This is a genomic window from Rhizobacter sp. LjRoot28, assembly GCF_964253025.1.
GTDB lineage: Bacteria > Pseudomonadota > Gammaproteobacteria > Burkholderiales > Burkholderiaceae_C > Rhizobacter.
Genome location: NZ_CAXUQC020000001.1, coordinates 887,767 through 901,765, shown reverse-complemented (window position 1 = coordinate 901,765; position 13,999 = coordinate 887,767). Strand labels below are relative to the sequence as shown.

General features: G+C 69.8%; 10 protein-coding genes and 1 tRNA gene. 5 read left to right on the top strand and 6 right to left on the bottom strand.

Translation table 11 applies throughout. From position 1 onward, the window contains the following. Positions 1-163: 163 nt before the first annotated feature. The gene (locus ACSQ2F_RS04285) at positions 164-1,555 is read right to left on the bottom strand and encodes a methyl-accepting chemotaxis protein (protein ID WP_436020118.1); all 1,392 of its coding nucleotides are present in this window, start codon (positions 1,553-1,555) and stop codon (positions 164-166) included. A 326-nt stretch (positions 1,556-1,881) separates the two neighbouring features. On the opposite strand from ACSQ2F_RS04285, the gene ACSQ2F_RS04280 reads away from it, so the two are divergent. Continuing rightward, positions 1,882-2,229 (top strand): hypothetical protein, encoded by a 348-nt coding sequence (locus ACSQ2F_RS04280; RefSeq protein ID WP_436020116.1) that lies wholly within the window; start codon positions 1,882-1,884, stop codon positions 2,227-2,229. Between the two features lie 338 nt (positions 2,230-2,567). Beyond that, a complete protein-coding gene (locus tag ACSQ2F_RS04275; RefSeq protein ID WP_436020114.1) occupies positions 2,568-3,701 on the top strand; it encodes a zinc-binding dehydrogenase in 1,134 nt (377 codons plus the stop codon). 579 nt (positions 3,702-4,280) lie between these two features. Here ACSQ2F_RS04275 and ACSQ2F_RS04270 read toward each other — a convergent pair. Together ACSQ2F_RS04270 and imuA are read right to left on the bottom strand one after the other, a co-directional pair. After that, positions 4,281-5,888, bottom strand: coding sequence for a Y-family DNA polymerase (locus ACSQ2F_RS04270; protein WP_436020112.1), 1,608 nt, complete (start codon positions 5,886-5,888; stop codon positions 4,281-4,283). Positions 5,889-5,915: 27 nt separating this feature from the next. Further along, positions 5,916-6,770, bottom strand: a complete 855-nt coding sequence (imuA, locus tag ACSQ2F_RS04265; RefSeq protein WP_436020110.1) for a translesion DNA synthesis-associated protein ImuA — start codon at positions 6,768-6,770, stop codon at positions 5,916-5,918. A gap of 743 nt (positions 6,771-7,513) precedes the next feature. Here imuA and ACSQ2F_RS04260 point away from each other — a divergent pair. Together ACSQ2F_RS04260 and ACSQ2F_RS04255 are read left to right on the top strand one after the other, a co-directional pair. Continuing rightward, a complete protein-coding gene (locus ACSQ2F_RS04260; protein ID WP_436020108.1) occupies positions 7,514-7,867 on the top strand; it encodes a YchJ family protein in 354 nt (117 codons plus the stop codon). A 52-nt stretch (positions 7,868-7,919) separates the two neighbouring features. Next, positions 7,920-7,995 (top strand) — tRNA-Ala (locus tag ACSQ2F_RS04255). A 484-nt stretch (positions 7,996-8,479) separates the two neighbouring features. Here the strand turns inward: ACSQ2F_RS04255 and ACSQ2F_RS04250 are convergent. From ACSQ2F_RS04250 to ACSQ2F_RS04240, 3 genes are all read right to left on the bottom strand, one after another. Then, the gene (locus tag ACSQ2F_RS04250; protein WP_436020106.1) at positions 8,480-10,396 is read right to left on the bottom strand and encodes a M48 family metalloprotease; all 1,917 of its coding nucleotides are present in this window, start codon (positions 10,394-10,396) and stop codon (positions 8,480-8,482) included. A 108-nt stretch (positions 10,397-10,504) separates the two neighbouring features. Continuing rightward, on the bottom strand, positions 10,505-11,098 hold the full coding sequence (locus ACSQ2F_RS04245) for a LemA family protein (protein WP_436020104.1): 594 nt from the start codon (positions 11,096-11,098) through the stop codon (positions 10,505-10,507). A 181-nt stretch (positions 11,099-11,279) separates the two neighbouring features. Further along, positions 11,280-12,170 carry a phosphatase domain-containing protein gene (locus ACSQ2F_RS04240; RefSeq protein WP_436020102.1) on the bottom strand — a complete coding sequence of 297 codons (891 nt, stop codon included), beginning with the start codon at positions 12,168-12,170 and terminating at the stop codon, positions 11,280-11,282. Between the two features lie 568 nt (positions 12,171-12,738). Here ACSQ2F_RS04240 and ACSQ2F_RS04235 point away from each other — a divergent pair. Beyond that, positions 12,739-13,992, top strand: coding sequence for a PQQ-dependent sugar dehydrogenase (locus ACSQ2F_RS04235; RefSeq protein WP_436020100.1), 1,254 nt, complete (start codon positions 12,739-12,741; stop codon positions 13,990-13,992). The last annotated feature ends 7 nt before the right edge of the window (positions 13,993-13,999 follow it).

The following is a 13,999-nucleotide window of genomic DNA, read 5'->3' as shown; positions in this document are numbered from 1 at the left end:
ACCGCAGTCCGCGTCGAACCTGCACGATAGGGAACTCGCATTAAGGGCCGGTTAGCCCTTGGTGAAGCGAACGTTAGGACATCGGTCTGCCGCCGTTCCGCACGACGGGCGGCATCTCCTGCCGGGGCCACGAAGGGCCCGACGGGAGGCCGTGAGAGGTGCGTCAGGTGCTGAAGGTCTGCGTCGCGGCCGTCAGGCGTGCGGCCTCGCAGTTCAGTTCCGCGGCGGCGGACTGCGAGCGCTGGGCGATGCCGGCATTCTCCTGCGTGGCCGCGCCGAGGTCGCCCACGGCCCGGCTCACGAGGCCGATGCCCTCGCTCTGCGCGCTCGCAGCCGATGAGATGCTGTTCACCAGCAAGGCCACCGACTTCACCGCTGCAACGATCTCCTGCATCGTGTCGCCAGCATCGCGGACCAGTCCGGTGCCCTGCTGCACGCTCTCGACGCTGTCGCCGATGAGCGTCTTGATCTCCTTGGCGGCCTGGGCGCTGCGTTGCGCCAGGCTGCGCACCTCGCTCGCCACCACGGCAAAGCCGCGGCCCTGCTCGCCGGCCCGCGCGGCTTCGACCGCGGCGTTGAGGGCGAGGATGTTCGTCTGGAAGGCGATGCCGTCGATCACCCCTGTGATCTCGCTGATGCGGCGGGATTTCGCGGTGATGTCGTCCATCGTCGCCACGACACGGGCCACGGCCTCGCCGCCGCGGTCGGCCACCCGGGTGGCGGCCTCGACCTGCTGCTCGGCCTGCCGCGCGGACTCGGCGGTCTCGCGGACCGTTCGGGCGATCTCGTCCAGCGAGGACGCCGTGGTCTCCAGTCGGTTCAGTGCTTCGGTCGTGCGCGTGGCAAGCGCCATGCTTTCGGAGGCCACATCCTGCGCCGAGCCGGTGACGGCGTCCACGCTGTGGCGCACCACGCCGACGGCGCCGGCCACCTCGGCCAGCGATGAAGCCAGGGCGCGCGCCGTGTCGGACACATAGGTGTTGCGGGCCGCCGCGAAGTCGACCTTGCCGTCGCGCTGGCGCAGGCCGTCCGCGATGCTGCGCAGTTCCTCGGCGGCGCGGTGTTCGCCAGCCGCGCGCGCGGCCAGCATCACAAGGATGGCAGCCTCGGCGACCACATAGGCGGCGTGCTCGATCACCTTGTCGAGGCCGGGTTCCACGAAGCAGATGGGGCCCCACATCCATTGCTGAAAGTAGTTGAAGGACAGGTGGTGGACGGCGATCGTGCCGGCCGCCACGATCACCGGCAGCCAGTGCCGGTACACCACGGTGACCGCGAGGAAGGCAAATACCGCGAAGTGCGCTTCCGGCTTGCCGGCCGCGGCCTGGATCATCAGGGCGACGAGGCCCATGCCGATCGCAGGGAGGGCGATCTGGCTGGCCAGCCGGCCCTTGGAGAGACAGGCCACCAGCATGGCCGCGGCCAGCAGCGCCAGCCCCGCGGCCATCGTGGCCGCGACCACGCCCGTTTGCCAGGCGTAGCCGAGCGCCCCGGCAAAGAGCAGCAGGAAGGCGCTCAGCACGGAACGGTCGTTGGGATGGATGAGTTTCATCATGGTGGACTCGAAGGAGATGAGGACTTATCGGCCGATCCGGCGTTTCGCCGGATGCGGATCGGGCAGGAACGTGTGTTCCGGCGCACTCATGGCGTCACGGCCCCGGACTTCGCGTCGCGGCGCGGGGCCGGGCCGGGCCGGGCGGCGGGTGCGGCCGGTGCGGCGTCGGAAACGTCAGATGCCTGGAAGGGAAAGCGGCCCAGTCCCGGACCGAAGCGCTCTTCTTGTGCGGCACTCGACGATCGGCACGGCCTCATGCGGGTTGCCCCGGCACGGTTGAACCGGTCGCGTGGACGACAATGGCCCTTTCAACCTCGCTGCCTGCCATGTCCCTGTCCCGCTTCCTGTCTGCCGCGGCCGTTGCCGCGGGCCTGCTGTCCCTTTCCGCCTGCACCACCCTCGAACTCGACCTGCCGCCCGAGCCGCTGGCCGGGTACGACCTGGTGGACCCCTCCAAGGTGGATGAGACCAAATACCGCGAGGACTACAAGGCCTGCGTGGCGATCGCCAACCAGAACCTCAGCGACGTGACCCGCTTTGCCGGTCGTGTCGCCGGCGCCGCGGCCGACCGCGCATCGCTCGGCATCCTCGGTCAGCGCCAGGCCAAGGACGCCGACCGCGGCACGGTGCTCAAGCGCTGCCTCACGGGTCGCGGGTACAACGTCATTCGCTGATCGGCGGGCTGGGCGGCGCCTGGCGTCGCCCTTGAGTGCACCAGGTGTCAAGTGCTGATCCTGGAGGCAGCGAAGGCGACCGGCCGCGCCATGGGTCAGGGTTCGCCGTTCGAGCATCACGGTTCGCGGGCCTCTGGCTACTGGCCACTCGCTACTGCTACGAGCCGAGGGTCACGAGCCACGGGTCACCGCGTGGACGCTGAGGTCGACATCGACGTGCGTGACGGTTCTCCTCCGACGCAAGCTTCGCCTGCTGCAGGCCACGTTCCTTTCCCCTTGGGCCGCAGCGTCCATCTCACCGGCCTACACTCATCCGGATTCCCTTCCTGGAGATCCGAATGACCCCTCGCACCGCACTTCAACTGCAGTCCCTCGTCCGCCCCACCGGTGAACTGGTGGTGTCCCTTGCCGAAGTGGCCGTGCCGGAACCGGGACCCAACGAGGTGCTGGTGCGCATCGAGGCCTCTCCGCTCAACCCGTCCGACCTCGGCCTGCTCTTCGGCGCGGCCGACCTGACCCAACTGCGCGCCACCGGCACCGCCGGCCAGCCGCAGGTGACGGCGCCCGTGCCGGAGAACGGCATGCGCGCCATGGCCGCCCGCATCGGCGAGGCCATGCCCGTGGGCAACGAGGGCGCTGGCACCGTGGTCGCCGCCGGTTCGTCGGCCTCGGCCCAGGCCCTGATGGGCCGCACCGTCGCCATCCTCGGCGGCGGGATGTACGCGCAGTACCGATGCGTCCCGGTGGACCAATGCTTGCCACTTCCTGAAGGCGCCAGCGCCGCGGACGGCGCCTCGGCCTTCGTCAACCCGCTCACCGCCCTCGGCATGACCGAAACCATGCGCCGCGAGGGCCATACCGCCCTGGTGCATACCGCCGCGGCGTCCAACCTCGGGCAGATGCTGAATCGCATCTGCCAGAAGGACGGCATCGCCCTCGTCAACATCGTGCGGCGCCCGGAGCAGGTCGCCCTGTTGAAGGACATGGGTGCCGAGCATGTGTGCGACGCCAGCACACCCGATTTCATGGCCTCGCTCACGGACGCGCTCACCGCGACGGGCGCGACCATCGCCTTCGATGCCATCGGTGGCGGCCGCGTGGCCGGGCAGATCCTCACCTGCATGGAGGCCGCGATCAACCGCAAGGCCAAGAACTACAGCCGCTACGGCTCGGATGTGCACAAGCAGGTCTACGTCTACGGCAGCCTCGACATGCGCCCGACCGAGTTCGTCCGCAACTTCGGCATGACGTGGAGCATGGGCGGCTGGCTGCTCACGCCCTTCCTGCAAAAGATCGGCCCCGTGGCCGCACAAGCGCTGCGCCAGCGCGTCGCCGCTGAACTGACCACCACCTTCAAGAGCCACTACGCCCGCGAGATTTCGCTCAGCGAAGCGCTCGATCCCGACGTCATCGCCGAGTACGGCCGCCGCGCCACCGGCGCCAAGTTCCTCATCAACCCGAGCCGCGGCTGAGATCGAAAGCTCCCACGCCGCTCGGCTGGCTCGGCCGGACGTGGCTCATCGACAGCCTCGAATGCTGAGACCGCGGGGGTGCGGCGAGGTCGGCTGCCGGGTCGGTTCGGTTCGATTCGGTTGCGGGGTCCGATGCGCCTGCCGCGAGTTGTGACGCTGGTACCGGCGACTTCGCTCTCCGAAACGGTGTCTCGGCGGCACGGCCGCGCCGGGTCTCGGCCCTGCAGCCGAAGCACTTTCTTGTCGCGACAAGAAAGTGCTCAAAGAAGCGCCTGAACACCAGCTTCAGCTTATTCGTATCGTTGGTAATGTGAAGGTCTTACGCGCGGTGAACGCCGAGGACCGGAGCAGGCCAGGACGTCTCTCCACGTCTGCTTGATCAGAAGCTCTTGTGTTCGGGCGCTCAATCGCCAACACCGCCCCGCGCCGCGCCGGTCGGCCATCATGCCAAGGCCGTGCCGTCGGGCCCAGCAAGCGAAGCGAAGCGCCCCTCAGGCCACCCGCGAGCCCGGGTCTCCCGGGCGACCCGGGGCGCCCCCCTTGGGGGGGCAGGAGCGTCAGCGACGTGGGGGGCTTCATCTAGCCGAACAAGCCCTGCAAGAACCACCCGCCTCCGGCAGCGTCCGGCGACAACGGCAACCTCGCCCGATACACCCAGACCAGCGCCCCCTCCTGCGTCTGGGCGATGAAGTAGTCGCGTTCGGCGAGCGCAGCGTCCCACCAGCCGCATTCGATGCGTTCCGGGCCGCACAGCAGTTGCAACACCTGCCCTGACCACACGGGCCGCGATTCCCGCTCCGACAAGGCCTGGGGCTCCGGCAGCAACCACACCGGCCGGCCGCGGGGAGGCGGACGCGCAGGCTCGGCAGGACAGGCCCGCAGGTCGGGCAGCTTCGCGGGCGCGAGCGCGGGCTCGTCACGCGACGAGCGAGCCTGGCGGCGCGCGGGACGGCGTGATGCCCCGGCCACCGGCTCCGGGGGACGAGGCGGCGGGCCGGGTTCGTAGGCCTGCACGGCCACGCAGCGTTCGGGGCGATGGTCGGCCACCCGCACGATGCGCTGCACCCGGTTCGGGCCCAACCGCGCCTGCAGGCGCTCGATGAGGCGGGTGAGACCTTGGTGTTCGCTGCGCGCCGTGGGAAAGAGCTCGGCATTGGGCGGCGGCTGACGGGCGATGTCTTCCGCATGCAGGGCGAGCTCCAGCGTGGGCGCCGGCAGTTGCAACGCCGCCAGACGCTCGCGCAACAGGGACTGCAGGTGCCCGAGATCGCGCGAAGGTTCAGCCAGGGCCACATCGAGCGGGGTGACCGCCGGTCCTTCGCTGCGCCGGCTGCGTCCTTCGTGGTGCAGCAGAAGCTGGAAGCGCCGCACGAAAGCATGGTGGCCGGAGAGCCAGGCCACGAGGCGCGCCAGCAGCACCTCGGCGCCCTGCAGCAGTTGCTCGGTGGTATCGGCCCGGGCGAAGAGTTCAACCCGGCTGTCGAAGACATCGGGCAACGCGAGCGCCTGGCGAGGATCGGGACGCCGCCCCCAGGCGGTGTCGAGTTCCTCGACCAGGCCTTCGCCAAAGCGCCGCATCAACCCGTCGCGCGGCAGCCGCTGCAAGTCGCCCACCTGGCGCAAGCCCATGCCGGTGAGCGCGTCGAGGTGAGGCTGCGCCGAGTCGAGCAGGTGCACGGGCAGGCGGGCGAGCGTCCGCAGCAGCTCGGGTGCCTCGCGGCAATGCAAGCCGTCCCGGTGCCGCGACAGCAGCACGGCGCCCTGCGCGGTGGCGCCACTGGCGCGCCACACCCGGTGGCCCAATGGCCGCAAGGCCAGGGTCAGGCGTTGCAGCAGGCGCTCGAAGCCCCCGAAGTAGCGCAGCGTGGAGTGCACCTCGAGCACCACGCCCGCCGGGGGCACCAGGCACACGGTGGGCGTGAAGGCCAGTGCCGCATGGGCCACGGCCATCAGCCCTTCGGCATCCCGGCGCTCATCGGCCTCGCCGAACGCCAGTTGCGGCGCCAAAGCCAAGGCCGTGGGCCGCTTCATGCCCGGCTGCACCCCCAGGGCCTGCGCCGCCCCATTCACCGCCAGCACCCCGAAGCGGTCGGCCAGAGCCACGGGCGCCCCGGCACTGCCAGGCGGCAAGGTTGCCAGGAACGCCTCGAGCGACAACCAGGGCAGATGCAGACCGATCCACAGCACGGGCAGACCTCGACAACACGACGGCCGTCACGCCAGGTTGACGAAGGTGGCCGACGCGAGACGCGGGCCATCGGACGAGCGGAGCGCCGCCTCGCTCGCCGTTCCAGAGACCGCCCCGACAGACGACCCGGCAACCGCTGCGCCGGATGATCCCGCCACGGCACGCCGCGCGGCCACCACCGACAGCATGGGTGGCAAACGCAGGTGCAAGGGCTGGAGCAAGGGCGGTCCGCGCCGCTTGAACACGCTGATGGCGAGCTGGTCCACGCCGGCCGCACGCAAGCCCAGGCGCAACGGTGAAGCGCTTGGCTGCCCCTGGGCCGCCGCCTCCCGCAACACGAAGGCTGGACCATCGTGGGCCTGGGCCGCCAGTTGCAGGCGGCGCACCCGGTCGGGAGACAAGCAGGGCGGCAGCCAGGCGAGCACGGCCCCGACATGGCCACTCTTGAGGGCCTGCTCCAGCGCCCACAAACGCGCCTTCAACTCCACCGGACGCAGGGGACCGCCAGGCCGCCCGGCGGGATCGACCGGCACATGGGTGGCCGTCTGGATGAGCAGCAGGCGCTCGACATCGAGACCCATGTCGGCCAGAGCCCACCCCGACAAGGCTGCCGGGGGATCGAACAGCATCACCACCCGGTCGGCCTGCTGCACGGCCGCCAACGCCGGGGCAATCAAGCGGATCTCACCCAGGCCGGGATGGGCCAGCAACAACTCCGACAGCGCACGCCGCGGCCATCCGCCCCCTGGCAACTGGGCATCGAGCGCGGCAAAACCGGTGGCCACACCTTGCACACCATGGCGCCCCAGCTGATGGCCACGCCACAAGGCGGGGTGCAGGGTTTCGGGGTGAAGCCGATCGAACGCGGGAGGCGACGACAACCGCGCGGAGAACCCGGGGGACCGCCCGGACGAGGGCAACGGGGCCGAGCCCCGGGGCGTGGTCGAGGGAACAGGAAAAGAGGGACGGACCGATGCCAGCGAGGCTGGCGCTAGCGGCGCAACGGCTGCGGTGACCGAGGCCGCACCCTTTCCGTTGGTGGGAAGGATTGGGGGTGCCAATGCTGAGCCCGACGTCGACGCCGATGCGGGTGCCGTTGTCGTTGCGGATCTAGATCCGGATCCGGATCCGGATGCAGATTCAGACGCCGCAGCTCGACTCGCCGAAACGCCCGCACCTCCACCGTCTGCGTCCTGGGCCGGACTCGCCGCAGCGGGCGCGCTACGAAGCTCGGCCGTGCCCTCCACGGCCAGGGGCAAGGGCTCTGCCCAGAGGGGCAGGTTGGCCGAAGGGCCGGGCATGGAAGCGGAAGCGGAAGCGCCGCCCGTCGTCGCCCCTCGCCCGGTGTCGGGGCGTGATGGCCGTGCGGACTGCAGCGCGGCAGGAGGGACAATGGCAACAGGCATGGACAACAACTACTGTATGGATGAACAGTATATTGGCACACCACGTCCGGCCCTGCAACGCCCTTTCCGCCCTCCCTTTCCAGGCCCGGGATTTCGCGTGGCATCCTGCGCACCCTGCCCTTTCCTGAGTCAATCCCGGCTCCTTTCCTTCCGCGTTCCCTGCGTTCCGAGCCATGTCCTCTGACCCCTGCCCCTGCCGAGTCCACGAAGGTCGCCCCATGGCGTACAGCGCCTGCTGCGGTCGCTACCACGCGGGGCCGCAACACCTCCAGGCCCCCGACGCCGAAGCCCTCATGCGCTCCCGCTACAGCGCCTTCGTCTGCGGCGACACCGCCTATCTGCTCGCCACCTGGGCCGCGGAGAACCGCCCCGAGACTCTCGAGGCCGAGCCTTCGGGCCTGCGTTGGCTGGGCCTCGATGTGCGCCGCCACGACGAGCAGGACGCCGCCCACGCCACCGTGGAATTCGTCGCCCGGAGCAAGCTCGGCGGCCGCGCCCACCGCCTTCACGAAACCAGCCGCTTCGTGCGTCGCGACGGGCGCTGGTTCTACCTCGACGGCGATCTGCATTGACCCAGTCGGGATGCGCCCGCAGCCCGTTTTGCGCTAAACTCCCGTCCGTGTCGGGGGGGTAGCTCAGCTGGGAGAGCGTCGCGTTCGCAATGCGAAGGTCGGGAGTTCGATCCTCCTCCTCTCCACCACCGGATCAGGCCTCAGAGGGAAACCTCTGGGGCCTTTGTCTTTTCAGGGCAAATTCCCGTTCGTCTTCCGCTTGGCTGAACAACGCCCGGCGTGCGGCTCCACAGCAGGCATATGCGGCGATCGCGCGCTCAGCGCGGCTTGGATGCTGCTGCCGGGCGGTCGTGGAGCAATAGACCTCCAAACGTCTGCATCCAGAACAGGTCCCGTTGATTGCGATCGCATACGTCCTCAAGCTGGGTGACCGCTGGCCTCTGCGGCGCCGGGATGGCCTTGAGGTCGACTGTTGAGCAGCGAGGCCTCGGTTCCATGGCTGGCTTCAAGAGCGGGTTGCCTTTGCCACAGTAGCGAACGCGGCAGCAGGGTCCGGAATCGGGTTGACGCCGGGCAACGTGTCCGACAAGCATGCCCACTTGAAGGCGACGTCCGCTGGCACCTGTCCAGCCGACGCAATTCAACACCCAAGCGCCGCGAAGATCGGCCCCTTCAGCCCACCGCCTCCACATACCGCCGCGCCAGCTCCGGCGGCAGCGGCGTGTCCAGCAGCGCGGCTGCCAGGCGCAACGCATCGCACGCCTCATCGGGCAGCGGGCCTGCGGACGAATGCCGCAGCGCGGCTTCGGTCCAGTGGCGCACCAGCCGCGGCTTGAGCATCCACGACAGGGTTTGCAGTTCCTGGAGCGCCTGCACCAGACCATCCGCGTCGGGCGCCTCGCAGGCGGGCAAGGCATCGCCGCTGAGCCACGGCCGCATCACGTCTTCGTACCAGACGCTGCCATCGGGCAGCAGGCGGGCGAGGAAGGCGGTGAACCGTGCGACTTCGCGCCGGGTGTGCAGGGAGGCCTCGGCCAGGTCGGTGAACGTGGCGGCGGTCCGTGAGCCCGCGGGCGCATCGCCCAGCCGCTGCCGCATGAGCAACCAGCGCAGACGGTCGATGGGGCGGATCTGACCGTCGGCGGACATCAGGCGCCGGGCCGCGGCCATGAGCTGCTGGCGGTCGCCGAGCGGTGCGGCGGCCACGCGGTCGAGCAGCAACTCGAGCCAGGGCAGGCGACTGGCCGGCCCGAGCGTTGCCGTGTCTTCGCGCACGGTGCGTGCGTTGCCGAGACCCGCGGTGGCCTCCTGCCACGCGAGGTGCTCGCGGCGGCTGTCCGGCGTGGCCAGCAGTGCCAGGATGGCCGCGCGCAACTCTCCGGGACCATTGAGGCGAGCGAGGCGTGCCATGGCGTCACGCTCGTCCTGGGCGGTCACGCCCACGGCGGACGCCGAGGCCGCGGGTGAAACCGGTGTGGCGACTGCACTGGCGGCTGACGTCGCCGCTGCAGCCTGGACCGTCGCCACGGCAGGTGCAAACGCCACGGCGCCCTGAGCGGCCGCCATCACCGGCGCGCGACGGGGCTCGTCCACTTGGCCGCCGGTCTCCAGCCGCGGCGCCGGGAGCGGCGCGACCGCTCGGCCATAGAGGCGGCGCAGCCGCTCGGGCAGCGGCGGGTGCGTGGCGAGCCAGTCGGCAGGCGCCTGCAGCAGCATCGCCGCGAGCAGCCGTGCCGGCACGCGCCGCAGCCGGTCCTCGCGATGGCGCGACTGATGCCATACCTTGCGCAGCACGCCGCCCAGCCCGTCGCGGCTGCGAGTGAACTGAACGGCGCTCGCATCGGCCAGCAGTTCGCGCTGCCGCGACACTGCAGCCTGCAGCAGCTGGCCGGCCAGCCAGCCCAGCAAGCCCGCGGCGACGAACACTGGGCCCACCAGCAGGCCGAACGCGGAGCGGCGGCCGCTGTCGTCGGACTCGAGCAGCTTCAAGCCGTAGCCATGCACGAGCGACAGGCCCCACACGAGCGAGAGCAGTTGCATGTTGAGCCGCAGGTCGTCGTGGTGGATGTGGCCGAACTCGTGGGCGACCAGGCCCTGCAACTCATCGCGGGTGAGGCGATCGAGTGCTCCCTGGGTGACGGCCACGATGGCGTCATCGCCAGACCACCCCGCAGCAAAGGCGTTGATCGCATCCTCGCGGTCGAGCAGGTAGACGGCCGGGCGCGGCAAGGCGCTCGCAATGGCCATCTCGTCGACGATGTTGAGCAGGCGGCGCTCGCTCAGGTGGCGGGCATCCAGCAGCTCGCGGCCGCCGGCCCATCGGGCCACGTGCGCGCCGCCGCCTTCGCGCAGGCGGGCCAGCTCCACCCATGCGCCGCCCAGCACGAACAGCAGCACCACCGCCGTGTTGGTCTCGAAGAAGAGAGGCGGCAGCGCCAGCTCCCAGGAGAGCAGCCAGCCGAGCCCGAGCCACACGCCGAGCAGCAAGCCGTTGACGGCGACCACCAGACCCGCAAGCAGCAACGCAAACAGCAGCAGCAGCCGCTGCGTGGCGCGGTGAGCGTCGTCTTGCTGCTGGCGAAAGCGCATGGGAAGGGACGGGGCGGGTGTGGCTTGAACCGACGGGGCCCGTCAAAGGGCGCCGCGCGGCATCGTCGACCGGAACTGCGCGCGAGCGGACGGCTCGGCGCAGCGGAATTACAGCTGCACCCGCACCGGCGCGCGTTCCGCGTCGCTGGTGGTGGCCTGCAGCATCGCCGCCTCGCGGAAGCCGAACACGCCGGCCATGATGTTGGTCGGGAACTGCTGTGCGGCGTTGTTGTAGTCGAGCGTCGAATCGTTGAAGACCTGGCGTGCGAAGCCGATCTTGTTCTCGGTGCTGGTGAGTTCTTCCGACAGCTCGCGCAGCGTCTGGTCGGCCTTCAATTCGGGATAGGCCTCCACGACAGCCATCAGCCGGCTCATCGCGCCGCTCAGGGCCTGCTCGGCCATGGCCAGGCCCGTCACGGCGCCGGCGGCGGCCGGACGGCCGCGGGCGGTGTCGGCGGCGGCCTTGGCCTGGTTGCGCGCGGCCGTCACGGCCTCCAGCGTCTCGCGCTCGTGCGCGGCGTACTTGCGCGCCACGTCCACCAGGTTGGGGATCAGGTCGTAGCGGCGCTTGAGCTGCACATCGATCTGCGCGAACGAGTTGGCGATCGTGTTGCGCAGGCGAACCAGGCGGTTGTAGGCGCTGACCGCCCACAAGACCAGCAAGGCCAGGACGATCAGGCTCACGATCTGCACGCTGCTCATGGAGGCTCCCGGGGATTTGAATGCGAGCGGACTTTACGACACGGCTTGCATGCTTTGCCCCGTGCACCGGCATTTGTTCACGCGCCGGGGCGCCATGTGTGCACTTTGTCGTCTGGAACGCGCCTGGCGAGGACTGCCACCCCGGCTCAAGCACCTCCCGGCGGCCCCGAGCGTCTCTCCGTCATGGATTCGTGGCGCCCTGCGCTCCCTCCACTTCCCTCTCGCGCGGCGACATCCGCCACTCCCCCCAGGCTTTAGCGTCCGGGGCACCGAGCGGATTGGCTTTCGCATACGCGTGGAACTCGAGCAGGAAGTCGAGTCGATCCTGCTTGAGTTCGATCCGCCCGCCGCCGATCGTGGCCAGGTCACTGCCCCCGATGGCGGTCTGCCGCGCCAGGATGTCCTCGGCCGAGACCCTGCCGGCGTTGTGCAGCATGTCGAACATCACCATGGCCGACGTCGTGCGGCCCTTGCCCCCTTTGCAATGGACGTGCAGCCAGGTGTCGGGCGCCATGGACCTCACCAAGGCGACGAACGCGTCGACCCGCGCCCGGTCCGGGCGAACGTGGTCGGTCACGGGCAGCCGGTGATACTGGCCACCCGCTTGCTCGACGAACGTCTTCTCGTCGAGGATGGCCGGCGCCGACAGCGTCGTGACACGGGGCTCCCGCCCCTTCTTGAGATCGGGGTAGTTGACGAAGGTGACCTCGTCCTGCTGCTTCAGCGCCTCGATGCGGGCCGCCTCGTCTGCCAACACCTCCGCCGTCGTCAGGCCGACATTACCCCAGTCGTCCGGCGCGATCCATGTGGTCGGATGCGCATCCACGATGGCGTGCGACTCCTCTCGCAGGTCGAGCACCGCGAAGGGTCGGCCATTCGCGGCCCGCTTGATCGCCTCGATCTGCTCGACCGACGACAGGCTCGCGCTGCCGGACAGCGGCAGCTTGTCGAGCCCCTCCAGGTTGACGGCCGTCCCCTGCAGTGCGGACAGATCGGACATCGCACGGAAACGCGAGGAATCGGTGAGCAGCCGATCGCCACGCAGCACGGCCGGGGCCGTGCGGGCGGGCAAGGTCGCACGCAGCTTGTTGCGGTGATCACCCACCGGCCCGCTCGACTGGCTGCCCGAGCGCAGACGAGGGCCGACGCCGACGGAACGGCTTGTCGCAGGATTCACCTCCGCGCGCCCGGTGGAGACCGGCACCGCTGGCGGCTCCGGCGTGATCGCCCCACCCGAACCGCCACAACACAATTTGCGCATCCAACTCATCATGTCTCCTGGTTCGTCGTCGAGCTCGACAACTTACGGGACGACGGCAAGCATGCCGAGGACTGATGCGAAGTCCCGTGGTGTCGGGCGAACTGCATGGTCCCGCCGTAACGGAACCCCGGAGCTCAGGCCCGCAGACCGCTTGTGCCTTGCAGGTCGGCAAGACGGCGCCGTTCCCGCATCGTCCGTGCTGACACGCGAATCCACAGCTTTCCTACAGACGCCCGGCCCATCTGCCAGCACCCTCTCGCCACCACGCCACCCCTTGCAGAGTGATCGATGGACGGGCCGACTGCTGCGATGACGACGCGATAGCCCGTCGCCCCGGCCCGGCCCGTCGCGCTGTTCACCTGCCCTTGCGGAGACCACCATGCTGAAACTCACCCTGGCGGCAAGCGCCCTTCTCGCCGCCACGCCCTGCTTCTCGCAACTGCCTCCAGGCGACGGCCCCACGCCGGCCAACAGCACCCTGCTCGAAGCCAGTCCGGTGCCGTTCGCGAGCGACACCGTCGGCCGCCTGAAGGCCCCTCAGGGCTTCACCGTCTCCGTCTTCGCCAAGGACCTGAAGAACGTGCGCTGGCTGCAGGTGGCGCCCAACGGGGATGTGTATGCGAGCCGGCGCGACCAAGGTGACGTGCTACTGCTGCGCGACACCGACGGCGACGGAGCCGCCGACCAGCAGCGGGTGGTCGCACAGAACATCACCTACGCTCACGGCCTGGCGCTTCATGACGGCAAGCTGTACATCGCCTCCGACAAGAAGGTGCTCGTGGCCGAGGTCTCGGCGGACGGTTCGCTGTCGACGCCCCGCCCCATCATCGAGGACCTCCCGGACGCCGGCCAGCATCCCAACCGCACCCTGGCCATGGGCCCCGACGGCTGGCTTTACATCACCGCCGGATCGTCCTGCAACAACTGCCGCGAGACGAACCCCGAGGCCGCCACCGTGCTGCGCGCCCGACCGGACGGTTCCGGGCGGGAGGTTTTCGCGGCGGGGCTGCGCAACACCATCGGCTTCGGCTGGCATCCGGTCTCCAAGGCCCTCTACGGTTTCGACCACGGCTCGGACTTCCGGGGCGACGACATTCCGCCGGAGGAACTCAACGAGATCCGCGCCGGCAAGCACTATGGATGGCCCTGGTGCTATGGACAGCGCGAAGTGGACCGGTTCCAGTTCAACGAACCGCCGAACACCACCAAGGCGGACTTCTGTCCCACCACCGAAGGGCCGGCACTCACCTACACCGCCCATGCCGCCCCGATCGGCATGGTCTTCTACGACGGGTCCCAGTTTCCGGCGGGCTACCGCGGCAGCGCCTTCGTGGCGATGCGCGGATCGTGGAACCGCGCCGAGCCCAGCGGCTTCAAGGTGATTCGCGTGACCTTCGATGCCGCGGGCCGTCCGACCGGCACCGAGGACTTCATCAGCGGATGGCTGGTGCCCCCACCCGGACCGCTGACCGACCCCGGCACCAAGGCTCCCGCCACGGAGCAGGCCAAGGCCAAGCGCCCGGCGCAGCTCGGGCGCCTCGCCGGGCTCGCCGTCGCGCGCGACGGCTCCCTCTTGATCGCCGAGGACCAGAACGGCGTGATCTACCGCGTCCGCCACGGCAACACGCGTTGAACGGAGA

What these genes read in the sequence shown, in the direction of transcription:
- ACSQ2F_RS04250 (WP_436020106.1), bottom strand. Translation starts at nt 10,396, where the DNA reads ATGCGCTTTCGCCAGCAGCAAGACGACGCTCACCGCGCCACGCAGCGG.
- ACSQ2F_RS04275 (WP_436020114.1), top strand. Translation starts at nt 2,568, where the DNA reads ATGACCCCTCGCACCGCACTTCAACTGCAGTCCCTCGTCCGCCCCACC.
- ACSQ2F_RS04260 (WP_436020108.1), top strand. Translation starts at nt 7,514, where the DNA reads ATGGCGTACAGCGCCTGCTGCGGTCGCTACCACGCGGGGCCGCAACAC.
- ACSQ2F_RS04285 (WP_436020118.1), bottom strand. Translation starts at nt 1,555, where the DNA reads ATGATGAAACTCATCCATCCCAACGACCGTTCCGTGCTGAGCGCCTTC.
- ACSQ2F_RS04280 (WP_436020116.1), top strand. Translation starts at nt 1,882, where the DNA reads ATGTCCCTGTCCCGCTTCCTGTCTGCCGCGGCCGTTGCCGCGGGCCTG.
- ACSQ2F_RS04245 (WP_436020104.1), bottom strand. Translation starts at nt 11,098, where the DNA reads ATGAGCAGCGTGCAGATCGTGAGCCTGATCGTCCTGGCCTTGCTGGTC.
- ACSQ2F_RS04235 (WP_436020100.1), top strand. Translation starts at nt 12,739, where the DNA reads ATGCTGAAACTCACCCTGGCGGCAAGCGCCCTTCTCGCCGCCACGCCC.